17 protein-coding genes are annotated in these 25,969 nt (G+C 42.1%); 8 read left to right on the top strand and 9 right to left on the bottom strand.

The features are described from left to right. Positions 1-353: 353 nt before the first annotated feature. Positions 354-548 (top strand): hypothetical protein, encoded by a 195-nt coding sequence (locus V7K38_RS10630; protein WP_334857615.1) that lies wholly within the window; start codon positions 354-356, stop codon positions 546-548. A gap of 12 nt (positions 549-560) precedes the next feature. Here V7K38_RS10630 and V7K38_RS10625 read toward each other — a convergent pair whose 3' ends face one another. From V7K38_RS10625 to V7K38_RS10610, 4 genes are all read right to left on the bottom strand, one after another. Further along, the gene (locus tag V7K38_RS10625; protein ID WP_334857612.1) at positions 561-1,490 is read right to left on the bottom strand and encodes an ion channel; all 930 of its coding nucleotides are present in this window, start codon (positions 1,488-1,490) and stop codon (positions 561-563) included. A gap of 121 nt (positions 1,491-1,611) precedes the next feature. Beyond that, on the bottom strand, positions 1,612-2,532 hold the full coding sequence (locus V7K38_RS10620; RefSeq protein ID WP_334857610.1) for a YsnF/AvaK domain-containing protein: 921 nt from the start codon (positions 2,530-2,532) through the stop codon (positions 1,612-1,614). A gap of 268 nt (positions 2,533-2,800) precedes the next feature. After that, positions 2,801-3,703 (bottom strand): DUF2382 domain-containing protein, encoded by a 903-nt coding sequence (locus tag V7K38_RS10615; RefSeq protein WP_334857608.1) that lies wholly within the window; start codon positions 3,701-3,703, stop codon positions 2,801-2,803. A 361-nt stretch (positions 3,704-4,064) separates the two neighbouring features. Further along, positions 4,065-4,907, bottom strand: coding sequence for a DUF2382 domain-containing protein (locus V7K38_RS10610; RefSeq protein WP_334857606.1), 843 nt, complete (start codon positions 4,905-4,907; stop codon positions 4,065-4,067). 496 nt (positions 4,908-5,403) lie between these two features. On the opposite strand from V7K38_RS10610, the gene V7K38_RS10605 reads away from it, so the two are divergent. Continuing rightward, positions 5,404-10,221: a non-ribosomal peptide synthetase gene (locus V7K38_RS10605; protein WP_334857605.1), complete on the top strand. Its 4,818-nt coding sequence runs from the start codon at positions 5,404-5,406 to the stop codon at positions 10,219-10,221. Positions 10,222-10,436: 215 nt separating this feature from the next. Here V7K38_RS10605 and V7K38_RS10600 read toward each other — a convergent pair whose 3' ends face one another. Together V7K38_RS10600 and sat are read right to left on the bottom strand one after the other, a co-directional pair. After that, positions 10,437-12,668: a caspase family protein gene (locus V7K38_RS10600; RefSeq protein WP_334857603.1), complete on the bottom strand. Its 2,232-nt coding sequence runs from the start codon at positions 12,666-12,668 to the stop codon at positions 10,437-10,439. 166 nt (positions 12,669-12,834) lie between these two features. Next, complete coding sequence (sat, locus tag V7K38_RS10595) at positions 12,835-14,013, bottom strand: sulfate adenylyltransferase (RefSeq protein ID WP_334857602.1); 1,179 nt, start codon at positions 14,011-14,013, stop codon at positions 12,835-12,837. A gap of 471 nt (positions 14,014-14,484) precedes the next feature. Here sat and V7K38_RS10590 point away from each other — a divergent pair, with 471 nt between their 5' ends. Then, positions 14,485-14,724 (top strand): hypothetical protein, encoded by a 240-nt coding sequence (locus V7K38_RS10590; RefSeq protein ID WP_334857600.1) that lies wholly within the window; start codon positions 14,485-14,487, stop codon positions 14,722-14,724. 335 nt (positions 14,725-15,059) lie between these two features. Here V7K38_RS10590 and mnmA read toward each other — a convergent pair whose 3' ends face one another. Continuing rightward, entirely contained in the window at positions 15,060-16,115 is a 1,056-nt protein-coding gene (gene mnmA / locus V7K38_RS10585) for a tRNA 2-thiouridine(34) synthase MnmA (protein WP_334857661.1), read from the bottom strand. 289 nt (positions 16,116-16,404) lie between these two features. Here mnmA and V7K38_RS10580 point away from each other — a divergent pair, with 289 nt between their 5' ends. From V7K38_RS10580 to V7K38_RS10565, 4 genes are all read left to right on the top strand, one after another. Then, positions 16,405-17,307, top strand: coding sequence for a hypothetical protein (locus tag V7K38_RS10580; RefSeq protein ID WP_334857598.1), 903 nt, complete (start codon positions 16,405-16,407; stop codon positions 17,305-17,307). Between the two features lie 202 nt (positions 17,308-17,509). After that, positions 17,510-18,052, top strand: a complete 543-nt coding sequence (locus V7K38_RS10575) for a Uma2 family endonuclease (protein ID WP_334857596.1) — start codon at positions 17,510-17,512, stop codon at positions 18,050-18,052. Between the two features lie 254 nt (positions 18,053-18,306). Then, on the top strand, positions 18,307-20,268 hold the full coding sequence (locus tag V7K38_RS10570; protein ID WP_442940762.1) for a protein kinase domain-containing protein: 1,962 nt from the start codon (positions 18,307-18,309) through the stop codon (positions 20,266-20,268). A 76-nt stretch (positions 20,269-20,344) separates the two neighbouring features. Further along, positions 20,345-21,091 (top strand): DUF561 domain-containing protein, encoded by a 747-nt coding sequence (locus V7K38_RS10565; protein WP_334857594.1) that lies wholly within the window; start codon positions 20,345-20,347, stop codon positions 21,089-21,091. Positions 21,092-21,128: 37 nt separating this feature from the next. Here the strand turns inward: V7K38_RS10565 and V7K38_RS10560 are convergent, their stop codons facing one another. Beyond that, positions 21,129-22,310: a DegT/DnrJ/EryC1/StrS family aminotransferase gene (locus V7K38_RS10560; RefSeq protein ID WP_334857592.1), complete on the bottom strand. Its 1,182-nt coding sequence runs from the start codon at positions 22,308-22,310 to the stop codon at positions 21,129-21,131. A gap of 327 nt (positions 22,311-22,637) precedes the next feature. Between V7K38_RS10560 and V7K38_RS10555 the strand changes: the two genes are divergently transcribed. Then, positions 22,638-23,414, top strand: coding sequence for an ABC transporter permease (locus V7K38_RS10555; protein ID WP_334857591.1), 777 nt, complete (start codon positions 22,638-22,640; stop codon positions 23,412-23,414). A 281-nt stretch (positions 23,415-23,695) separates the two neighbouring features. Here the strand turns inward: V7K38_RS10555 and V7K38_RS10550 are convergent, their stop codons facing one another. Continuing rightward, entirely contained in the window at positions 23,696-25,885 is a 2,190-nt protein-coding gene (locus tag V7K38_RS10550; protein ID WP_334857590.1) for an S-layer family protein, read from the bottom strand. Positions 25,886-25,969 lie beyond the last annotated feature (84 nt).

The raw sequence follows: 25,969 nt of genomic DNA, 5'->3' as shown, positions 1-25,969 counted from the left end.
GGGTAATTCATGAATTGCCCCTACCTTTCTTTAAGTGTAAGTCCTATAGATATATCAAACAGGCTACAAGCAGAAGAAAGCAAATATTTATACCAATTTGAAAAATGATTACGAGAGATGGATTAATAGAACCCGCACAGAAAAGGCGATTCCAAATCCAAAATCTAAAATCTCAAGTCAAAAATGGTATTACATCTATAGTTTCGCACATACGCACTGAACTACTAAAGGCGCACAAACGCGATCATCTACTCTGCTGATTGTCATAAACGATCAAAACATATCAAGAGCAAATTTTTCAGCCAAATAGCATCAGTAGCGCGATAATAGATATAGAGATCAAAATACTTTATATGTCCTTTTCCTCCTGCGCCTGTTGTGCTGTTGTCCTGAACCAACAACAGGAGCAAAATATCTCATACCAAAACCAGTGCCAGGATGTACCAGTTAACCATAGCAAAAGTATGGTTAAAAATTACACTGTAGTTGAAAATGGTCGAGTCGTTGTTAAACCCTTACAACCCACACAAAATCAGACTTCAGAGTAAGTCTTAGAGCATTTAAAGCATTTCATCTAAAGGTAAGACATCGTGGAAGCGGTTGTAGTCAATGTAGCGATGTCCATCGGGTGTATGGTAGAAGATATCGACAAATTGATTGTTCCACAAAATCTCATTAGCACCATAAGTATGACGGGCATGGACGACCTGTGCAACCGTTTCATCAATGCCACTCAAAGAGACGATCAGAATAGTATTTGTCTGGGTTAAGGATTCTGGTGTCATCCCATATAGAGGACTAAACTCATCAATGACATGCATCACTGACCAGCTTAACGTGAAGCTAGGTGTTTGGTTCGTTAGCAGTTTGAGATCGTAGAATCGACGGATGAACTGCCCTTCTAGGGTTATTTCGTCACGCATTAAGTAGACTCGCATCTGCGCCTCCAGAATTATATTGCGACGCTTATTAGCGCTGCGAAATATGAGAGTCGGCATCCCATTATGAGGTGTAATTACTGCAATACGGCTAAAAACCACACGGGCTGTAGGTCGGGAGAATCGAGCAAACGCTAGTCCTGTCATCACAGCAATTCCCATCAAACCGATCATTGCTTCAATGGTGACAATAATGTTGGCGTAAGTTGTTTTAGGATACATTGCCCCATAGCCGATGGATGCTAGGGTTTGGACGCTAAAGAAAAAGACATCTAAAAAAGAGCCAGGTCGGGCGTTGGCAATACAATCTCCGCCTATGAAGTAAGCTAGGGCAAATAGAGCATTAATAGTTAGATAGAAAGTACAAATCAGCAGCAGAAAGCCAGTCCAGGGAATCGTTAGCAGCAAATGGTAGGGATCGCGCCAGTAGGAATGCCATACACCCATACCGATAATCTCCAATTTTCCATCTTGAACTTGAATCTGAATAGGTGGGATCAGACGCTGGCGCTGTTGTTTCTTCTGTGAAAGTCTCTTCAGTCGAAATTTCATTGCAAGTAGCCAAAAGAACGGCAACTGCTTAGTATTTTGACACTCTCCGGGCTGAAGTTATTAAATCAGCAAAAAAAATAGGGTAGGCAATGCCCACCCTACTAATTTATCTGCTAGAAACCTATTTTTCACGCTTTGGTGATTGATCTTTAGAACAACGATCAAACCACTCCTGGTATTTTTGCTGATGTGACTCATCTTCAACGGCTATGGTAATACGCACTCGATTGCAACCGTGATTTTGCTCTAGTGCGATCGCATTCAACAATAAACTAGCAGTTTTCGGTGAGCTAAATTCGCCGCTTACCGTTAAACCACTATCAAAATGTGTCACTTCAAGTCCTTCTACTCCAGTCAAGTCAACGCCAGAAATTTCCTCTTCACCTAAATCAATTTCTGCGAGTTGTTTGTGTTCTGGGCTAATTTGTTCCACAATCAGCCTTTCACGCCGGACAGGAACTTGTACCATCCGGGTTTCGATTACTTTGCGAACAATCACCTCACCAACTTTCCGCTTACTGTTTTTAACAAATAGGCGTTCTTCTAGTAAACGAATAATCTGTTCTTCGCTAACTTCTTCTAAATTTATTCCCTCAACTGGGCTATTTGTAGTTTGATCCTTAACTAGTTGCTCAGTTGAATTGTCTGATAGTGGGGGTACATACGGAGCAGGTTGCCCATAGGAATCGCCTGGTGTTTCTGTTTCTAAATATTCAGGCATATATTCGATTTCTGATTTGTTTAAGTCTATGAAAACAGATTTAGTCGGCTTGTCGATTTTTTTTATTCTTTGGCTCTGCAATCTAAATAAAGAAGGATGTTTATTGGCTAACATCTGACCATATTCTAGAGTTTCTTGACTCGCCTGATTAGATATGACTAGGTTTAATCGGCGATTAGTATCCACAATTAAATCATGAACTACTCCTACTAGCTGACCTTGCCGATCGAACACCGTAAAATTGTTTACCTTGTTTCTTAAATCTGCTATGGAGGTGCTAGTACGAGAGTCAGAGTTTGCCTGTCCAATGTTTTTTGTCATCGGTTGGCTATTCATAATGCAAAGTTAATGTTTATGAGCTGCTTTTTACTTAGCTAAATTAAATGTATTGATCGCTCGTCTGAATACCAATTTAGAAAATATTTGTGGCAAATATATTTATCCAACTCATATTCAGATCAATATTTGCAATCCAAAAGCTAAAGCGGTGTTAGATATTCCAAGCACAGGCAAAGCTACTTTTACAGCCTCACCTGTACTGTGTCGAATTGATTGTTGATCGTTAGTTACTAACTAATCACTCTCTTAGTTAGCGTTCTTCAATCGGAAGATTACCAGAATTCACATCTAACTCTTCACGGCGCACAGTTTCTTGGGTTTCAACTGTTTCTTGATCGACCACTTTTCTAACTCTGACTTCTTCACGTAAAAATGCTTCTTTACGAATGTCAGCAGTTTCTTCATGGATTTCTAAGCGAGCAACTTCACCTTCTTTGAAATCTGCTTCGCGCCCAGAAACGGCAATACCTGCATCTGCTGGAGTTATACGTTCAATCACAACCCGCTCTTTTTCTATTGGCACTGCAACCCGTGCAGTCTCAGTCTCAACCCGCTTGCCAATGGATACTTCTCCAGTTTTTTGGCGGCGTTTGTTGGCAATCAGCCGTTCTTCATACAATCTCAGAGTTTGATGATCTTGATCATTTAACCCAAATAAAGAAGGCTCATGTTCGTAATTGTAGCTATCACGATTATAAGTTGGCGTTGGCGTAGCGGCCGGTTGTTTATAGGTTGTATCTACAGGTATTGATGCTTCTACAGGTGGTGATGCTTCTAAAGGAAGGGTGGAGCCTGTGGGTTGACGATATACGCCACGTACCCGTTCTTCGTAGTCGTAATCAAGGGCTTGACGTTCATTGAACTCAGGTAAATCTTCTGCTTGCTCTCTAGTCAAGCCAATTGTGTAGACGCGATTAACATTATAGTCAACACGGGCGCGACCAATTGGTAGTAATACTTTTTTACCAAAAATCCAGAAGCCTAAGTCAACAACTAGATAGCGGAAATGACCTTCCTCATCCACTAAAACATCGCTGACAGTACCAATTTTTTCGTCAGTTAGTTGTGTATAAACTCCAAGCCCATTAATGTCTTGACCTTCCAAGGTATCACGATAGTTAGGCTCAAAATCTTGTAATTTGTAAAGAACCATTATATTTTCCTCAAAAATTTTCTTCCCATCTCCTATCAACTAAGTTATCGATTTAATTACTTGTTTACCTCTTTCTGGCGAATGAACTTTTTCAAAAGTTCAATAATCAAAAGTTATAGTTAGTTTTTGATGGGAGAGCAAAGAATTAAGTAAGGACGCGAAAGAATTGCAAGATGAAGTGCAATTTTACTTTTTTAAATCCTTTCTCAAGATATAAATTTTTCTAAAGTTTAGATTCTCGCCTTTTTAAAGGAATCTGGAATCTTGTTGTTTAATAAAAAATGCAGGCAGAGATAAAAATTAGCTTTGCCTGCTTGATTATTTCAGATAAATCTAACAAATAAATTTACCGCTCGGCTAATTAAATAGCTTCATGTGTAGTAGTGCCATGTTCCTGCACGTTTAAATTCCCCGAAGTATCAATATCTAACTCTTCTCGACGAATGGTTTCTTGTGTTTCTACAATGTCCTGTTCTACTACTTTCTTAACTCGAATTTCTTCACGCACAAAGGCTTCTTTTCGTATATCAGGCGTTTCTTCGTATACTTCTATGCGTGCAACTTCGCCTTCTTGAAACTTAAGTTCAGTGGGATCTACAACGTTTCCTGCTTCTGTTGGCGCAACTCGCTCAATTATAACTCGTTCTTTTTGAATAGGTACTGTAACAGTTGCAGTGTCTGTTTCAATGTGCTTACCAACCGTTACTTCTCCGGTTTTGATGCGGTGTTTGTTTGCAATCAATCGTTCTTCATAAAGTCTGAAAGTTTGATGAGATTGCTCATTCAATCCATATAAAGCTGGTTCTGTCTGGTAATTATATGTATCGCGATCGTAAGTTACACCGCTAGTTGGAGAACGAAATCCAGTACGTACTTTTTCTTCGTAATTGCGATCAAAGATTGTGTCTTCTTTGTACTCAACCAAACCTTCTACTTGCTGTCTACTTAACCCATCAACATAGACACGTCTTGCAGGATAATCAATCCGAGACAGGCCAATTGGTAGTAATATTTTCTTACCAAAAAAATCTATGCTTGTGTCAATAACTAAATACCGAAAATGACCATCATCATCAACTAAAACATCAGCTACTGAGCCAACTCTGTCTCCTCCCTCAGTATAAAGTTCCAGTGTTTTAACATCGTCTGCGCCAAAAGTTTCTCGATAGTTTGGATCAAAATTTTCAAGTTTATGAAGAGGCATACGCTGTTTCCAGGTTGTTTGTAACTTTTATTACTCTAAAGAATATTGTGCTGAGTTTCATCCTGCTGGCGACTGAATTCAGTTGATTCAGTTGAGATATTTTATGGTTTACAACTCATAGTTTATGAGTTAAATCCTCAACTTTAACACTTAGGTAATCAATAGGAGTATAACTAAAGTCGTAAAAACCTAGCAATTTGTACAGTGACTAATTATTTGTCATCGATAACAGATTAGTGTCGTTGTACCTAATTGATATCAAATTTTATATGTAGCAACAGCTATTTAGTCATTGATCGGGTAAATGACTTTATTTTATCACTATCAAGAATACTGGATTGAGGATCTTAAGTTTAAAAACCTTGCTGTACAGGCTTTTTCGGCAATAACAATTTGTCATAACGACAGATAATTGGTCACTGTACGCTTTCCACTTTGACTAGCCATTTTAAGTATTAGCAGCTAAAATTGTGGTCACAAAAAATACTTATTCTCAATGAAAAATTCTACTGGACATTCTCAACAAGACCTGAGTCTACCCAAGACAGAAGTAAACCAGTTGCTTCTGGAATGGAATGAAAATCCAGCAAATTACGTAAGCAATATATGTATCCATCAGTTATTTGAATACCAAGTAGAAAAGACACCTGAGCAAATTGCGGTCATTTTTGAAGACAAGCAGGTTTCTTACCAAGAACTTAACCAGCGAGCTAATCAACTAGCGCACTATCTACAGATTCTGAATGCCAAACCGGAGATTCTAGTTGGCATTTGCGTAGAGCGATCGCTGGAAATGATCGTTGGACTATTAGCCATTCTCAAAGTAGGTGGAGCTTATGTCCCCCTAGATCCAGCCTATCCCTCAGAGCGCCTAGCCTTGATGTTAGAGGACTCACAGTTACCAATACTACTAACCCAACAAAATCTCCTTTCAAAGCTTCCAAAGCATCAGGCTTATGTAGTTTGTCTAGATAGTGATGAGGAGGCAATTACTCAACAAAGCCAGGAAAATTTAACCAGCCTAGTGACAGATGAAAACCTGTCCTATGTCATTTATACCTCCGGTTCGACTGGTAAACCCAAGGGGGTAGCTATCGAACATCACAGCACCGTGGCTCTGTTGCATTGGGCAAAAGAAGTTTTTACAACCGAGGATCTCGCTGGAGTTCTAGCCGCAACATCTATTTGCTTCGATCTCTCAGTTTTCGAGATATTTGTTCCCCTCTGTTGGGGTGGTAAGGTAATTTTGGCAGAAAATGCCTTATATTTACCTCGCTTACTTGCTGCTCAACAAGTCACCCTGATTAATACAGTGCCATCTGCGATCGCAGAGTTACTCAGAATTAATGGTATACCCACTTCTGTACGCACCGTTAACTTGGCCGGTGAACCACTCCAGAATCGTTTGGTGCAGCAGATATATGAGTTGGACAATATTCAAAAAGTCTTCAATCTATACGGGCCTACAGAAGATACGACTTATTCGACATTTACCCTGGTGAAGAAAGGTGACAGTATCGTGACTATCGGACGAGCGATCGCCAATACTAGCTGTCTTATCTTGGACGAACAGATGCAGCCAGTACCCACAGGTGTCTCTGGAGAACTTTACATTGCTGGTGAGGGACTAGCCAGAGGCTATCTCAACCGCCCAGAACTGACAGATCAGCGATTCATCCCCAACCCATTCAATAATTCAAAATTAAAAGTTAAAAATTCCAAATTATATAAAACAGGTGACTTAGTTCGCTACTTACCAGACGGCAATATTGAGTATATTGGGCGCATCGACCAACAAGTAAAAATTCGCGGCTTCCGTATTGAGCTAGGAGAAATTGAAACTGCGCTGTGGCAACATCCTGACGTGCAAGAAGCTGTGGTGATTGCTAGAGAATTTGCCCCTGGCGACCAACGTCTAGTAGCTTACGTAGTTCCCAAGCCCGAACCAGCAGACACGAATGTTGGTAATTTACGCCGTTTTCTCAAACAGAAATTGCCTGACCACATGATCCCTTCTCGCTTTGTGCAATTGAGTGCTTTACCCTTAACAGCTAATGGAAAAGTCGATCGTCAGGCACTCTCAGCACCAGCTCAAACTTTGAATGCAAGTGTGAAGTTTGTTGCTCCTCGCACCCCTATTGAAGAACGAGTAGGAGAAATTTGGTCTACAGTATTGGGTATAAAAAACATTGGTGTTCATGACAATTTCTTAGCGTTGGGAGGACACTCCTTACTAGCCTTTCAGATCCTCTGCCGCATCCGCGATATCTTTCAAGTTGAGTTACCAATGCGGCATTTCTTTGAAGCGGCCACCATCGCTGAAATAGCTGAAAGCATTAAAAAAGCGCAACAGGAAGACAAAGGATGCTCTGTGCGAATACAATCCATTGGGCGCGATCGCTATTTACCGCTTTCCTTTGGGCAAGAACGGTTGTGGTTTATTGACCAGTTAGCACCCAACCATGCTTTTTACAATGTTCCTGAAGCCTTTCGCCTCAGAGGTGTACTCAAAACCACCATATTAGAGCAGAGCTTGAATGAAATTATCAACCGTCATGAAGTCCTGCGAACTACCTATGCGAGTGTAAAAGGACAACCCATACAGGTCATCCACTCAAATTTTCCCATCAGACTCTTAGTGGTGAACCTCCAAGGGCTGTCTCCAGATGATCAGGAATCTCAAGTCCGCCAGATCATCCTTGAAGAAGCCCAACGTCCTTTCGATTTAGTTCAAGGGCTATTGCTGCGAACAACATTGCTGCAATTGAGTTCAGAGGAGCATATATTCCTCCTCAACCAGCACCACATTCTTTGTGATGATTGGTCTTTAAGTGTTTTGTTTGAGGAACTGTCAGCCCTCTATCAAGCTTTCTCCACTGGAAACCCCTCTCCCCTTCCTGACTTAGCTATTCAGTATGCGGATTTTACAGCTTGGCAACGGCAGTGGCTGCAAGGTGAAATTTTAGATCATCAGCTTGCTTATTGGCAGCAAAATTTGAGTGGCAGTCTACCAATATTACAATTGCCCACCGATTATCCACGACCATTGGAGCCAACATATCAGGGGGCGCGTCAATTGGTCGTTATCCCCAAATCTTTAACAGATGCCCTCAATGTTCTCTCGCGGCAAGAGGGAACTACCTTGTTTATGACCTTGTTGGCAGCATTCCAGACACTCCTATATCACTACACAGGGCAAGAAGACATTTTAGTAGGTGCGCCTATTACCAACCGCCACCGTTCTGAGTTAGAAGGACTAATTGGATTTTTGCTCAATACTTTGGTATTGCGAACCAACTTATCTGGCTCTCCAAGTTTCCGGGAGTTGTTAAGCCGAGTCAGAGAAGTAGCTTTATGGGGTTATACCTACCAAGACTTACCGTTTGAGAAAGTAGTTGATGCTCTAGAGATCAAACGGGACTTGAAACAAAATCCCCTGATTTCAGTGATGTTTCATCTTCAGAATACCCCAATGCCTAAATTGACCGTTCCTGGATTGACAATGAACCGTTTGGGAATTGACAATGGGACATCTAAGTTCGATCTTTATCTTGAACTGCGAGAGACAGCAGCAGGGATATCGGGCAACTTGGAATATAGTACTGACCTATTTAAAGCTGAGACGATCGCTCTGATGGTGGAACATTTTTCTACTCTATTACAGAGTATTGTCTCTAACCCAGACCAGACAATTTCCAAATTACGCATGTTAACAGTCCCTGGGGATCGGCAAACTCAGCATATATCCAACGGCAATGTAAATCTTCGCGATCTACCAGAGCCAGAAATGCATAGAAGCGATTTGGAAGTAGCATTTGTCGCACCTCGTACCCCGATTGAGAAACAAATGGCTGAAATTTGGAGCCGAGTTTTAGCGATCGCAGAAGTTGGGATTCATGATAATTTCTTTGAGCTTGGTGGTAATTCCCTGCTAGCATCTCAGTTGATTTTTTTTGTCAGAGAAACCTTTCAAGTCGATTTACCGCTAAAAACCCTGTTTGAGAAATCCACTATAGAAGGGCTAGTTCAGGTAATAGAGAAAGTGCGTCGAGATGGCGTTTCTTCTTTAACCAGTGCGATCGATCTAAAATCTGAGGTAGTACTCGATCCCGCAATTGATGCCCAAGGAAGGGCTGTTGCTCAGGTTAATGAAGTGCGTCATATTTTCCTCACCGGAGCTACAGGCTATTTGGGGGCTTTTTTACTTGATGAACTGCTACAGCAAACTCAAGCAAAAATATACTGCCTGGTGCGCTCCCCAAACGAGCATGAAGGATTGAAAAAGATTCAACAAAACCTAGAAAAATATTTCCTTCATCACCCAAATTTTAGCTCTCGGATGATTCCAATTCCGGGAGACTTAGAACAGCCATATTTGGGTCTTTCTAGTGAACAGTTTGAAAAACTGGCTCTGCAAATTGATGTTATTTATCATAGTGCTGCCCAAGTAAATTTTGCTAAACCATACTCTGCAATCAAAGCACCCAATGTTCTGGGAACCCAAGAAGTTCTCAGATTAGCTTGTCTGGGAAAAATTAAACCAATGCATTACATTTCTACTATTGCTGTTTTTGGTGCAATCAGCCATTTTACAGGACAAAAAGTAGTTTACGAAGATGACAACATCGAGTTTTCTAAAGACTATGTTGCTATGGATATTGGCTATGCTCAAACCAAATGGGTAGCCGAAAATCTTGTATCGATTGCCAAGTCTAGGGGAATACCTGTTAGCATCTTCAGAACAGGATTTCTCATGGGACACAGCAGTACAGGTATTGCTCATACAAAAGATGCTTTTGTGCCTAGAGTTATTAAAGGATGCATACAGCTTGGTAGTTTTCCCGAACTCATAAATCAAAAAGAAGAATTGCTTCCTGTGGATTACGCCACTAAAGCAATTGTCCATTTATCCAAAAAGCAAGAATCTCTAGGGAAAACTTTCCATATCGTACCCCCGCAGGATCAAAATATTAGCATCATCGAGCTTTTTGAGTTTATTTGTTCTTATGGTTATCAACTCAAGAAGTTACCATATACTCAGTGGAAAGATGAGTTAATTGCAAATCTCAGGGACTCTCAGGAAAATGTTTTACATCCGCTTTTACCGATGATGTCTGAAAAAGTCTATCAAAATTCTTTGACAGTCATGGAATTGTATCAAAATACAGTTGATTATGACTATCAGAATACCCTCAATGGATTGGCAGATTCGGCAATTGTTTGTCCACCAATGGATGCTAAACTGCTGGATAAATACTTCTCATATTTCATTAGTAGTGGTTTCTTAAATTCACCACCTTCAAGACAGGAGTAACTGTTCACGCGATGATTTTGAGCTTAATATTCCTCGTTTTAACTCACTCAAATGAGCAAAGTTAATCAAATTATATTAAGCTCATTATTACAAATAAAGGATAAATTCCGAGGCTAGTAGCTCAAGTTCTCTTCAGGGGACTAAATATTAATAACTCTTACAAAAATATAGTTAATGACAAGCCTTAACCCAAGGATATTAGATCATCTTGCTATTTATACTACTTGAAAACTAAAGCTAAGACTTGCCCAATTATTCACATCCCAGATATATGAGTCGGTTGCTGTGCCGTTCATCTCCGTTTTGAGGGCGCTGGCGCTGGCGTTATGCAAGTCTTGTAGTAAGGCTTGTGCAACGTCTAAGGGATTCAATAATAAGCCAGTTGGCTGTTGTTCGGCTGTGGAATACTTAGCAGTACTTAAGGCGGCGAAAGTTCCGCTAAAGGGGACAGGACTAAAAATAAGTTGTTGTTCGCACTCAGAAGCTGGCCCTGAAATCACCCATTGGAAAGCAGCATTAGTTTGGGGTAGGGTGAGGCTTTCACCTGGGGCAATGACGACTTCTTTCAGGATAGGCTTGGTGTCCGCAGTGTTTGGTTCTTGGGGTGTTTCCCAAGAATAGAAGGTAACTGCTGTATGATTATTGTTTAATCCCAGCAAGATTAAATATACTGGGCGATCGCTCTGGTTTTCCACTCGATATTGCATTCGACTACCGATAGGCACAATCTGAGTGGGGAGAGATGCGATTAATCGCGCCTGTACTGATTTTTTAATCGAAGTTTCAGTTTTGAAAGTTCGTACTGTTTCGCGCTGCATGACGACGCGAGGCGATATACCACTAATTATTTCTAAAGTTGCCTTGAGAGCCAAGCGAGAAGAACCTCCATTTTCTGTGAGTCGCCATAATTTGGCTGCTAGCAAGATTGATAATTTTGGCGCTAACCTTTGGACTGTTGATTTTACTGCTTCTCCTACTTCTCCGGTGGTATTGGAAATTAGCTCGCCACCAAGAGAAAATAGACCATAACGAGTGGGAGTTTCTTGTAGCTTGGCAAATAGATAATCAGCTGGTTTCTCTCCTGCGACTACGGTGGATACATGGGAAAATCCAGCAAAGGCACTTGTAGCGTCTACCCGCTCAATTCTTTCTAATCCAGTATCCAAAGCTATTATTAAATTAATATTCCGGGGTAAAACTCGGACTGCTTCTTGGACGAGTTGCCCAACTTGTAAGGGATTTGCACCTTCAATTTTGGCAATTTGCGCTTTTGCTGTTAACCCAGTGCGCGATCGCAATATTAATTGCTCTGTTGTTTTTAAAGTAAATCGAGAATTAACTCCATAGTATACCAGCACTTGTGGAGGTAATCCTGCTAACCACAGATGGACTGTTTTACCGTCTTCTTCAATAGCGCTTACCACGCCTTCTGCACCAATAGTACTGTCTGGAAGTAGCTGATAATTCAGGTCAGGTGTAAAAGAACCTAACCCCCCAGCCCCCTTCCCTAATAGGGAAGGGGGAGAATTCAAAGCCTCTCCCCTTTTAGGGGAAAGGTTTGGAGAGAGGTTTTCCTGACTACTTAATAATTTTGGCTGTTGTTTGCTGCCCAATTTGTGTAAAGTACTTTCCACATCGGAGAAGGCGATTTGAATTTTGGTTGCTGGGGTGAATTCCCACAAATACTGTGTCAAGGCGTAGGTAAATAACCCAGCACTAAAACCAGAAAATAGTCCTTCCCTTGCCGGCTGGTTTGGTTCTGAGGTAGCCGCTAAAACAATTGGAGTGCTGGATAACTTTTGAGTTTTAAGTTGTTTGAGAAAGCCGAGTTCTTCTGTTGCTAGCTTTGCTAGCGATTCCTGAAGGGCGCGAATTTTTAATCCGATGACTGTGCTAGGAGCATCATAGCTAGTATCCAATACTGCCGTTACTCTGTCTGTGGGGAGCGATCGCAATAATAGCAGTAGAGTTTCTTCTAATATATAGTTGACTATTTTTTTATCTTGTGTATTCTGACTCACATTTGCTGGCACCAAAGCATTTTGGATTATATCTGGCGATGTTTCCAATTTGACACGACTGCCATAACCGCTAAAGTGGAAAACGACTAGATCACCAGGTTTAGCTTGTTTGCCCAGATGATCCAAAAAAGCCGTCTCAATGAATTCCCTGCTAGCTTGTTCATCAGTTAAGGTTAAAATATCCGACCCTTGAAAACCAAAGCGGTTAATCAAAAGTTCCCTTTGCAGTTCTACATCCGTGATACAACCACTGAGGTTTGGAATCTTTTGGTATTGGTTAATACCTATTAATAATGCCAACTTACGCGGACTGGGCTGTGCCAAAGCCTGATAATAGCGATTTCCTAAACTTAACCACTCAGCTTCAGTTATCCCCAATACCGCGAGTATTGAGCCAATTCTATGTAAAAACGTGCGGCGTTTCATAATTAGCTATCAGCCCTAAGCCCATTAGCTAGCAGCTTACAGGGCTGAACTCTGTATTGTAAAGTTACACTCAATACTGTTTGCAAAGTATAGGGAGTGGGGAGTAGGGAGATGAGGGGGACAAGGAGGAATTATTTAACAAGTTTCTTTCCCAATGCCCAATGCCCTAAACAGGTACTTCTATCTGCATCGCCCGCGCCAACTCAGCCGCTACCTCTGGACGAGAAAATTCTGGTGGAGGTAATTCACCCCGCCGCAGCATTTCCCGAACTTTTGTACCCGATAAATGAATGCGTTCTTCTGGCTTGCTGGGACTGGTTTTAGATGTTGCCATCTGCTTAGTACGCATACAGTAAAAAGCGTGTTCAAACATCATCGGCACAATACCTAATTCACCTGGCGCAAATTCATTAAAGATATATTGAGCATCGTAAGTGCCGTAATAGTCACCAACGCCAGCATGATCGCGTCCGACGATAAAGTGAGTACAGCCGTAGTTTTTGCGGACTAAAGCATGGAATATGGCCTCACGAGGCCCAGCATAGCGCATTGCGGCTGGATTAATTGCCAAAGTTACCCGGTCTAAGGGGTAGTAGTGTTCCAGCAAAATTTCATAGCAGCGCATCCGCACATCGGCGGCGATGTCATCTTCTTTTGTTGCCCCGACTAATGGGTGCAAAAATAGACCATCAACGATTTCTAAAGCGCACTTTTGAATATATTCATGGGCGCGATGAATGGGGTTGCGAGTTTGAAAGCCGACGATGGTTTTCCAACCCTTGTCTTTAAATAGTTGCCGTGAGGCAGCCGGATCGATTTGATAGCTGGGAAACTGGGGATGAGGTTCGCGTTGCAACAGCCAAATATCACCTGCCAGATGTACAGTACCTTGGTTATAGAGTACCTGCACGCCTGGATGTTTGACATCATCAGTGCGGTAGACTTTAATGGCTTCGCGGGTTTTGTCGTAGTTATATTTTTGGGTAAGTTGTAAAACTGCAATAAATTCACCTCTGGAGTTATCCAGACGGATTAAGCCGCCTTCTTGCAAGGGAGTAGCGACTTCTTCGCTTACCGATAGTGTAATCGGGATTGACCATACAAGACCATTAGCTAGTCGCATTTCGGTAACAGTGCGATCGTAGTCTTCTTGGTTCATAAAACCCGTGAGTGGGCTAAAAGCACCGATCGCAATCATTTCTACATCAGAAACGGCGCGATCGTCAATTTGCACTCGCGGCAAAAAGTCAGCTTTTGAGAGAAACTCTGCTCTTTGTTCTGGTGTGGCGATACGGTTAACCAACTGTCCACCGTGGGGGGCTATGGCATCTGGATTTTGACTCAACGTAATCCCCTCTTTGTATTAACTGTTATTGTTTCAGATTATGTACTAACTTATCAAATGCTGGTACTGAGAGAAAAAGAGTTTGCGTCTGTGAACTGCTCACCGCGTATGCGCCTCACGGCATTAGACATCTCCAGAAATTAAATATGCGTCACCTGAAACCCTTGTAGAGACGTAGCATTGCTACGTCTCTAGATTCATTGTCACCAGATGTCTATTATTTATGGTGTCAGCAGTAATATCAGAATTGGCTATGATAATCCCAGGATGGCTGTAATGATGAACATGAACAAATCTCTGCTGGACAAGTTTCGTAAAGCATATCAGGATCTCGAATTATTCCCGCTTATTACAGCGAGACAGGTTGAAGCGTTTGGGTTGATTTTGCTAATCAGACAATTGCCCGCTTAGAGCAAGCTGTTGAAGATGCACCGCATAATGGCAAAATCATGTTTGCCGGACATCTCGGTTGTGACAAGTCTAGTCTGCTGGCGAAATTTTCTAATTAACTTGTTTCTGCAAATTCTTCAAAAACGCATTCCAGAAGAATTAATTGAACCGGAAACCGCAAGGCAAATTGTTCTCACCAGTGGCGGCGTTGTGCGAGAATTGGTGCGAATCGCTAGAGAATGTTGTTCTCAGTGTCTTTTGCTGATTCGTTCTGAACCAGAACGTCAATTAAAAATTAAACCTGGTATAGAAAAATTTTAGAGTTCTCCGTTGAGGGTTTCGCAATTCCCTCAAAAGCTGTCGTTACGAAAATTATGCTTTTGTTGATGAAAATTATGCCTTTGTTGATGAAAACCATGTCTTTGTTAATGAAAACCATGCCTTTGTTAATGAAGGGAACGATTTTGTTGATAAATAGGGTGTCATCTACAATTCAAAGGGCGTTAGCCTTCTGAGATGACTCCTGACGATTGGGAAAATATACGCTTATTATCCAATTTAAACAAAAAATACCCTTCCAAAACTCAGGGCGGCTTTTGCTTATCTGAAGTTAAAAGGAGGGGCAGTTTTGGCTTCTACCAAAACCGGGGTGACATTCAACTAAACTGTTCAATAATTCCGCCACCTAAGACTTTCTCGCCGTCGTACCACACCGCCGCTTGTCCGGGGGTGATGCTGATTTGGGGTTCATCAAACACCAAACGCACACGGGAGTTTTCCAACGGAATCACCGTCACTGGTGTAGGGGTTGAACGATAGCGAATTTGCACTTCGGCATGAATTGGGGTGGATGGTTCGGCAATAGAAACCCAATTTACCCGATTTACAGTGCATTCTGGCTGAGTTACCTTAGTGCGATCGCCTACTACTACTTTATTATTTTCTGCATCTAATTCAATCACATACAAAGGTTCAGCAGCAGCAATCCCCAAACCCTTGCGCTGGCCAATGGTGTAGTGATGGACTCCATCATGCTGTCCCAAAACTTTGCCCGTAACATCGACAATATCGCCTGTCTTGGGAGCTAAATATTTATCCAAAAATGCCCGCATGGAACCGTTGCTTTCTACTAAGCACAAGTCTTGACTTTCTGGCTTATCAGCAGTTTTCAGCCCGTACTCAGCCGCAATCCGGCGCGTATCAGTTTTTTCTAGTTCGCCCAGAGGAAATATAGTTGCTCTTAGTAAATCTTGAGACAAATCATAGAGAAAGTATGATTGGTCTTTGTTGCGGTCAACAGCTCTTAATAACTGGTAACGTCCAGTTGCTTCGTCATAGCTAATTCGGGCATAATGACCGGTGGCGATGCGATCGCACCCCAATTGTTCATGGGCATACTGCACCATTGGCCCAAACTTCACCGTTTTATTACACTGGGAGCAAGGCAAAGGTGTGATTCCAGCACTGTAACCTGTTACCAAATAATCGATAATATGGGTTTGAAAGAGATCGCGAATATCTACAATTTTATGGGGAACGCCCAATTGTTCACAGAGATCAGCCGCGTCGATCATACCTTCAGAGCAACATTGACCTTTGCCTTTCATTAGCCAAAGAGTCAAACCAATCACTTCATAGCCCTGATGGTGCAGGATAGCTGCGGCGGTGGAACTGTCAACGCCACCAGAAAGACCAACGACGACTTTTTTCATACAAAGCACGACACGATAGCTGCGTGGTTGTCCAATTGTAGCACACACTATTGAAAGCCTTGCCAGCATTGCACTTCGGTTTTAAGTCACGGATTTTAAGCCGTGGATTTCCCTATTCCCTCTGAAAGATGTATTTTTTGCCAAGCAGATGAGCTAACTTTACGTTAACGCTATATAGTTGCTACAACAGAGAACTAATTAGTTCCTGATGGAAATTGCCTAAAAATACTTTGACTACTTTCTAAGTACTATGTCGAGAGGAATATCAAGTAAATTTACCCCATTTCAAATGCTGCGCCAAAGTTCTGAGGGTTGGAAGACCACTATTAGATTTCTCCCTCTGCTAGTGGGAGGATGGTTAGTGCTAATTCCCGACTCTATCCCAGCACAAGCACAAATCTACAACAATGTGCTACTAGCTCAACAAGCAGGTGAAACTTTACCGCCACCGCCAATTCCCTTTGGCCAACAGCCATCACCGCAATTACAACCAGCGCAACTAGTGCAAGACAATCAATCTGAACTGAACTTTCAGCCCTCCCAACCATTACAAAACAATCAATTTGAGCAGGATTTTCAACCCTCTCAACCAGTACAAAATAATCAGTTTGAGCAGAATTTTCAGCCCTCTCAACCTTCACAGTTTAGTCAATATAACCAGAACTTTGAGCGCTACTCAGTTTACGTAGATGCTAGTGATTCCCGGACGCTACAAGCAATCCGTCAGATTGAACCGACTGCTTACATTCGCCAGTACCAAGGAAGGAATGTAATTCAGTCAGGTGTTTTTAACAGAGTATCTAACGCCCAACAACGGGTAAGTGAGTTACAGTCACGGGGTATATATAGCGCCCGGATTATCAACTTCCCTAACGGACAGGAAATAGAGGCAGGAAATAGAGGCTTTATAGGCGATCGCAATAACATAAATCCTCCCAAGCAAGTCTCTAGATATTATGTCGCTATTCCTACCACTCAAGAACAGTTATCTGCAACCGGATCGCAAATTAGGCAGAATCTAGCCCGATTTAGTCAAGATTTAGGACGATCTGGCGGAGTTATCGAAAGGACGCAACCACGAGGGCCACATGTAGCAGTAGGGCCTTTCTCTAATCGATTCCAAGCTGAGGAGTGGAATAAATATCTGCGAAATATAGGCTACCGGAATGCCAGGGTTTACTACGGTAAATGATTAAAACAGCAATGAACTTTTTTGAAAAATAAGCACTAATATTCATTCGATTTTACTGCTTACTCCTGTTTTTTTACCTATTTGGAGTGATAGTTTGGCGATGACTGGCGAATTAATGGAGCCAACCTACCGTAGAGAGGTCTATTGTCTCCATAATGTCTCGATAATATAGATACAGGGCGTGTGATAATCAGAGGTTTTTATGTCCCTAACCCTTGAAGACTTTGAAAAAATGCAGCAACAGCACCCTGACTATCGCATGGAACTAGTTAAGGGTAATATTATTGTCATGAGTCCATCAGGATACGAATCAGATGAAGTCGCAGCCGAAATGGTAGCCCAGTTACGTAACTGGGTTAGACCGCGCAAACTAGGACGGACAGCAGCTTCTAGCGCTGGTTTCAGATTACCAAATTCAGATTTACGCGCACCGGATGCTTCATTTGTTTTAGCCGAACGCTTACGTCGTAGTCCCAAGTCTTTCGCTCAATTAGCTCCCGATTTAACTGTAGAGGTGAAGTCTCCTAGTGATAATTTAGAGGATGTGAGAGCCAAAATTCAAGAATTTCTGAGTTTGGGAACTAAGGTAGGAATTTTGCTCAATCCAGATGAGCGGATTGTTGAAGTTTACAACCTTGGACAAGAAGCAATAATACTTCGTGATGGCGATATTTTAACAGTTCCCGATTTGCTCCCAGGATGGGAAGTACCAATTGCAGATTTGTGGCCTCTAGAGTTTGATTAGTACTCTACCAAATTTCAAATAAAATTTATCTAAAGTTTTCCAAACTCAACCTTTGTTTAGTAAATAACTTACACTATTTTTGAACTTTGGCGTTTATTTTCTGTTATTTGATTTCGGAGGCGACTGAGGCACAAGAGTAAATTGATCGATTAGATTGGATTGCACTTGAAAAATTTAACAAAATAGCGATCGGAAATAGGAAAGGATGCACAGGAAGTATTTATCATAAGATTACAACGGGTGATAGATGCCTAATGATGAAGTACTGCCTCAATCCTAATTGCCATAAGCCGCTCAACCCTGATGGTATAAAATTCTGCCAAAGTTGCGGGATAAAATTAATACCACTGCTACGAAACCGCTACCACATTCTTCAACCACTGGGAGGCGGCGGATTTGGCAGAACTTTTTTGGCCGAGGATGAAGACAAACTCAAAGAAGCTTGCGTTGTCAAGCAGCTAGCACCTCAAGTCCAAGGAAGTAGCGCTTTGCTTAAGGCGACGGAATTATTTCAAGAGGAAGCACGGCGGCTGCAACAACTAGGAGAACATCCCCAAATTCCAACTTTGTATGCTTATTTTGAGCAGGATAATTACCTGTATTTGGTGCAGCAGTTGATTGTAGGCCAAACTTTAGGACAGGAGTTACAACAACAAGGACTTTTCAGTGAAGATAAGATTTGGGACGTTTTGAGTGAATTATTAACCATTTTGAAGTTTGTCCATGAGCATCAGGTAATTCACCGCGATATTAAGCCAGAAAATATTATCCGTCGTCAAGGCGATCGCAAGTTAGTACTAATTGATTTCGGCGTTGCCAAGCAGTTAACAACAAATTCGGCGCTGCATAATACAGGTACCAGCATTGGTTCCTATGGGTATGCCCCAATCGAACAAATGAAGTTATGTCGTGCCTATCCAGCTAGCGATTTATTCAGTTTGGGTGTGACTTGTTTTCATCTGTTAACAAAAATAAACCCATCCGAACTCTGGGCCGAAGAGGGCTATGGTTGGGTAACGCACTGGCAGGAATACTTGAAGTTTCCAGCATTTGCATCCATAAAACTGGAGAAGGTACTAAGTAAGCTGTTACAAAAGAATACTGAGGAACGCTACCAATCGGTGGATGAAGTTCTGCTAGACTTGCAGCAAAAATCACAATCGTTACCAAGTCATCGCTATAAACCTCCATCTGTGCCATTTGCTAATGCAGCACCGCCACCTGTGCCATTTGCCACTGTAGCACCTTCAAAAATCCAGATCAACAGAAGACTTATAATGTGGTTTCTACTAGCATTATTTGGTCTCTCGGTAGTCTGGTATCTTAATAGATATACTTATACAACCATAACAGGGCATTTAGGCGACGTTAATTCCCTTGCTTTTAACTCTCAGTCTCTAAGTAATAACCTTGCCAGTGGTAGTGATGACAAGACTGTGAAAATTTGGAACATCCAGAGTAGGAAGGAAATCCGCACCCTTTCTGGCCATTCTGACTGGGTTTATGCTGTTGCCATCAGCCCGGATGGTAAAACTATTGTCAGTGGCAGCAAGGATAAAACTATCAAAGTCTGGAATTTAAATACTGGGAAAGAAATCTACACGTTGACTGGTCATACAGACTATGTTAATTCTGTTGCTATCAGCCCAGATGGTCAGACTCTTGTCAGTGGTAGTTATGACAAAACCATCAAAGTCTGGAACTTGAAGCTGGGACAGGAGATACGTACTATTACAGGTCATTCCGGCGCAGTTTTATCCGTTGCCATCAGCCAGGATGGTAAAACTATTGTCAGTGGTAGTAAGGATAAAACTATCAAGGTATGGAATTTGAATACAGGTAATGAAATACGTACTATTACTGGGCATTTAGGCGATGTAAATGACGTTGCTATTAGTCAAGATGGGCAGATGTTAGCTAGTGCTAGTGATGACAAAACCATCAAAGTATGGAAACTAGACACGGGAATGGAAATCCGCACGATTACGGGGCATTTAGCGGATGTAAATGCGATCGCTTTCAGCCCAAATGGTGAATATATCGCTAGTGTTAGTGATGACAAGACTGTTAAAGTCTGGAAACTGGACACGGGAGAGGCAATACACACCTTTGATGGACATTCAGCCGAAGTTTATGCGATCGCTTTCAGTCCTGATGGCAGAACTTTAGTTAGTGCTGGTAAGGATAAAACGATCAAAATTTGGCAACTGCCATAGTGATTTAGTTCCTCATCAACTGAGTGACGGTAGAATATACCTAATTTAGAATTCTCATAACTTCAAAAGCCTAACCATGACGATGCATTCTCCACTCCAACGTGCATTTACTAACCGCCGCGTTCTGAAAGTAATTAGCGGCTTGAATAACTTCGATGCTGCTAGCGTCGCTGCTACTGTCAAAGCTGCTGAATTTGGTGGTGCTACTTTTGTCGATATTGCCGCCGATCGCGCTTTGGTTAAATTAGCGAGAAGTTTGACACAATTGCCAATTTGTGTATCAGCAGTCGAACCAGAAAAATTTGTGCAAGCTGTGGAAGCTGGCGCTGATTTAATTGAAATCGGGAATTTCGATTCCTTTTATGCTCAAGGTCGCCGCTTTGAGGCTTTGGAAGTGCTAGCGCTGACTAAGCAAACCCGCGCTCTCCTCCCAGAAATCACCTTATCTGTCACCGTTCCCCACATTTTGGAACTAGATCAACAGGTACAGTTAGCCGAAGAACTGGTGAAAGCTGGAGCAGATATTATCCAAACCGAAGGCGGTACTAGCAGTAACCCAGTTCACCCTGGAACTTTAGGATTAATTGAAAAAGCTGCTCCCACCTTGGCAGCAGCTTTTGAAATATCTCGTGTGGTGTCAGTACCAGTATTGTGTGCTTCTGGTATTTCTAACGTTACAGCACCATTAGCGATCGCAGCTGGTGCAGCTGGTGTTGGTGTTGGTTCCGCCATCAACCAACTCAATAGCGAAATAGCCATGATTGCGGCTGTACGTGGCTTAGTAGAAGCCTTAGAGAATGCTAGCAACCGCGCGATCGCTTAGTCTTAAATGGTGAGTGGGAGGTGGGGAGTGGTGAATATTAAAATTCCCAATTCCCAATTCCCAATTCCCTATTCCCCAAACAATCTTTCAACGCATAAATAACTTGGTCTTGCTGCTGTTGTGTCAATTCTGGGAACATGGGCAAAGAGATAACTTCATGGCAAGCTTGCTCTGCTATTGGTAAGTCCCCAATTTGATAACCTAGATTTTGATAAACTGGCTGCAAATGTAAAGGGTATGGATAGTAAACCATTGAACTTACACTTTGCTCTTGTAATTGATTACGCACCCAATCTCGATATTTGGCGCTAGAACCATTTCGCCCTTCGCCTGAGATGCGAATAGTGTATTGATTCCATACCCCCATACCCCCAGGTAATTCTTGAGGTGGGACGATTCCCGGAATTTGGCTTAGGAAGTGATAGTAATAGTTAGCAATATCTCGACGGCGATCGTTCCAAGTATCTAAATAACGTAGCTTAATCTGCAAGATGGCTGCTTGGAGAGCATCTAAGCGGCTATTTACACCTATTTCCTCGTGTAAATATCGAACTTTACTACCATGATCTCGTAGTATTCGCAGTTTAGTAGCGATCGCCGGATCGTTAGTCGTGATTGCTCCGCCATCGCCGCAACCGCCAAGATTTTTGGTAGGGTAGAAACTAAAGCAACCAATATGTCCAATACTTCCTACTCTTTCATCAGCCCACTTTGCACCAGTAGACTGAGCGCAATCTTCAATTATTGACAAATTGTGAGACTGAGCGATCGCCATTAATGATGTCATATCCACAGGTTGCCCAAATAGGTGAACCGGGATAATCGCTTTAGTTTTGGGTGTAATCGCTGCCGCGACTTGCTCCACATCCAAATTAAACGTAGTAGCATCAATATCAACGAAAACAGGCTTTGCACCCACGGCGCTAATTACTTCAGATGTCGCAATAAAGGTGAAAGGCGTTGTAATCACTTCATCGCCTGCACCAATTTCTAAGACTCGTAACGCTAAGTAGAGCGCATCAGTACCAGAATTACAAGCCACACATTGAGTAACGGTATTATAAGCAGCAAATTGTTGCTCAAAGCCTTCGACTAAGGGGCCGCCAATATAGCGCCCAGAAGCCAGAACTTCTAAGACGGCTGCACTTACTTCTGCTTCGATAGTAGTGTATTGTTGCTTGATATCAAAGGCAGGGATAGGATTTACACTTTGGATCATGAGTTCTAATTTTATCGGAAGATACAAAGGATGCACTTCGAGAGTCAATTTTTGCTGTTGAATTATTAATCAAAAAGGAGCAACTAAAAGACTATCGCCCAAGATACGCATCTATTAGGGTTTTTACTTAAATTGTGGGGCGGCAGATTACCGCATATTTAATTTACAGATAGTAGACATACTAGGAGTTTGCCATGTTAAGGTTGTAGCATTTTTGATTTTTCAATTGATGAAGGCGATATATATCAACCAAGATCCAACACATCAGAGCAAAGTTCCAGGTGTATGGGCTGCTTTGAGAAGAAAATACTAGGAGATAGAGAACCCATGCAGGATATTATCAAGCTGGATTTCGTGGATTTAGCTATTGCTGTGGGATTAATGGCGATCGCCATTGGTTTATCTGCCTGGGAAAAATTAGGATTAGAGTTGAACCTAGCCCTTGCGACTGGGAGAACCATCTTACAACTTCTTGTATTGGGATACATTTTAGATTTCATCTTGGCTTTAGACAATGCTTGGGCAGTTTTGGCGCTATTAGCAATAATGCTGACAATTACGGCGATTGTCGCACGAAATCGCATCAGCCAAAAAATTCCTCATTTGTTGCCTTTGGTGTGGGGTGCAATTTTAATTAGTACTGCCCTGACAGTGTTTTACACCAACTTCTTGATTATCCAACCAGAAAGATGGTATCAACCACAGTATATAATTCCCTTAGTAGGGATAGTTTTGGGTAATGCTACCAATGCAGCTGCGATCGCTGGCGATCGTCTTGTCAGCACCATTAATTCCAGCCATCTCGAAATAGAAACCCACCTGAGCTTAGGTGCAACGCCCCAGCAAGCAGTTAGCCTATATCGCAAAGACGCTATCAAAGCCGGATTAATTCCGACTCTAAATCAAATGATCCTCATCGGGATGGTGGCAATACCAGGCATTACCACCGGACAATTGCTAGCTGGTGTGAAACCCTTGGATGCTGTATCTTACGAAATTTTGATTATCTTCATGGTTGCTTTCGCTAACCTACTGACAACAATTTTGCTTACTAGGGGGTTGTGTCGTCAGTTTTTTAATTCCGCCGCGCAGTTAATCAGGTAAGGGAATAAATGAGTAATGAGTAATAGTAATGAGCATTAAAATTTTTATCGAACAGAATTCAGGAGTCAAGAGTCAGAATTCATTCGGAATTCTGTATGACTGGCTGACTCGCTAACGCTGCGCTATTAGTCGCGGGTTTGAATCCCCGACTGATTAATTCTGACTCCTGAATTCTGATTTCTGAATTCTTCTTCAATGATTATTTTTTAATGGTAAATAGATCCGCGTTGTAGGGGCAATTTATGAATTGCCCCTACAACAGATGTGGTTTTTAATATTATCTAATTAGCAGGGCAAGATTTAGAGGTGAGTGAGAAGTTATGGGGCATTGCAGTGGGTACTTGAGCAACCAAAACCACGTTACCATTGGCATCGATTACCCAACCTTGGGCTTCCACAATTTGAGTAGGTTCATTGACAGAATTAACCTTCTGTAATTTTTCCTCTGTGTTTCGCTGCTTGTGAACAACCGCTATTTTCTGAATACCGTCAGCACGATTCTTGATTTCTGGAGAGAGCGCGATCCAATCTACCAGCACCGCATCATCAGCTATCAATGGCTGCGTAGGATCGTCTACGAGTCCTCCACGCCCAGTAGTAATAAACGAACTCCTTCCTGTTTTTCCACCAGAATGGCAATCAGCAACAATTTGCTGGGAAGTATCAACCAGATTTACGGGCAATTCCACTAATCCTTTACTGGGATCAGCATCTGGTGAGTTGATTTGGACAGTGCCATCTAATGAAGGGTTCTGTTGAGAAAACGCCGTAATGTCATTTGTTAGCAGATTACTCGGTTTGTTTTCGCCTGTTGGATCGAGCTTTGCTATATCTGCACCTGTGCGCCGCACAAATCCAAAGATGTTTTTAGCAGTGATTTTAATTTTTCCACCAAAGCCAAAGTTGGCGTTGGCGGTGATATCGCTATTTCCGAAGAGAGAGCCGACAATGAAGCCATTAGGTGCATTGATGGTGATCTTTCCGCCATTTCCATCACTGGCGGCATCAGTGGATATTTGGCTGTTGCGGCGCATAAGTAATAAGTCCCGCACTTCTAGAGTAATATCTCCACCTTTACCTGATGCGGTTTCAGAAGTGAGTTTTCCTTTGTTATCAAAAGTGATTTTATGTGCATTTATATCAAGATTGCCTGCATCTCCTTCTCCCTTGCTACTCACGCTTACTTGAGCTTCATTTTGGACAACCAATTTTTGAGTTGCGATCGCTATGTCGCCTCCTGAACCTGTAGAGTTAGTTCGGGTACTAGCAAACAGCCCACTAGCATCTCCTTCATTTTGAACTATATCTTGAAAGTTGTTTTTTCGTTCAGCAAAGGTGGAGTCTTTTCCAGAAAGTGTAATGCTGTCAGTAGCATTAACGGTAATATTCCCTGCTTTCCCAGAACTGCTGGCGGTGGTGAAAACTTGTCCACCATTAATAGCTTCAAAGGTAGTCGTGTTAATAGTAACATTACCCCCGGCTCCAGAATTGCGAGTTTGGGCATTTACAGTAGCACCATCTGTTAACCGAAAATCCCTCGCATTGACTGTAATATTTCCTGCTGCCCCTTCTGCACCTTTGCCAGTAAGTGTAAATAAACCACTAGAATAACCTGTATCCAGACTGGCTCCTGAGATAGTTACAGAATCAGCATTGACTAGGATATTTCCCCCACTACCAATACCTCCGGGGTTTTGTTCGGTTTCACTGATAACGAAAGCACCTATTTGAACACTGCCACTTAAAGAGAGTGAGGAAGTTTTAATATTAATTTCACCAGCATTACCTACTGCTCCATCTGACACATTGCTAAAAATACCAGTGTTTATTACAGATTTGGATTCGAGAGAGACAAGATTCAAAACCTGCAAGAATATGTTTCCGGCATTTCCCTCTCCATAAGTTCCGGTATTTATAAAACCCCCATCCCTTAAAGAAAGTTCCTTCGCCGTAATTTTGATGTTGCCACCGTTACCTATTCCTTTTTCTCCCACACTGCTGTCTAGACTAGAACTGTATCCCTCGGAATCCTTACCAATAACTGTAACAGCGCCATTACGGACATCAATGTTTACGTTCCCAGCATTTCCCTGACCAAAAGTTACGGATTGCACTTGACCACCGTTGCTTAAAAAGAGCGATCCAGCCTTAATATTGATGTTGCCACTATTGCCCTGTGCTTGAGGTTGTCCAGTTTGCGGTAATACCACTCTGTTGAGAATTCTACTTTCGTCAATTGTCACTGCTCCCGTGGCATTGAGCGTAATATCTCCAGCTTGCTTGCTACTTTCCCCTGGATTTATCCCGCTAAAAAGCCGAGTTTGATTTCCTGAAATGCTTATATTTCCTGAATTGACCGTGATACTACCGCCACCATTAGCAGTGACATCAACTCTAGCTCCATTGGTCAGAAATACATCTGCTAATGCAGTATTTTCAGGAAAACTTAAGCGCAAATTGTTATTACTCACCGTTCGCGTAATCGAGGATGGATTTGATGAAATTAAGGATGTGTGAACAAGGGGAGGAAGAAAAACAGGCGATCGCTACGACTT

This window comes from Nostoc sp., from assembly GCF_036917465.1.
Classification (GTDB): Bacteria; Cyanobacteriota; Cyanobacteriia; order Cyanobacteriales; family Nostocaceae; genus Nostoc.
The sequence above is the reverse complement of the archived record's forward strand: the minus strand, read 5'-3'. Positions and strand labels throughout refer to the sequence as shown.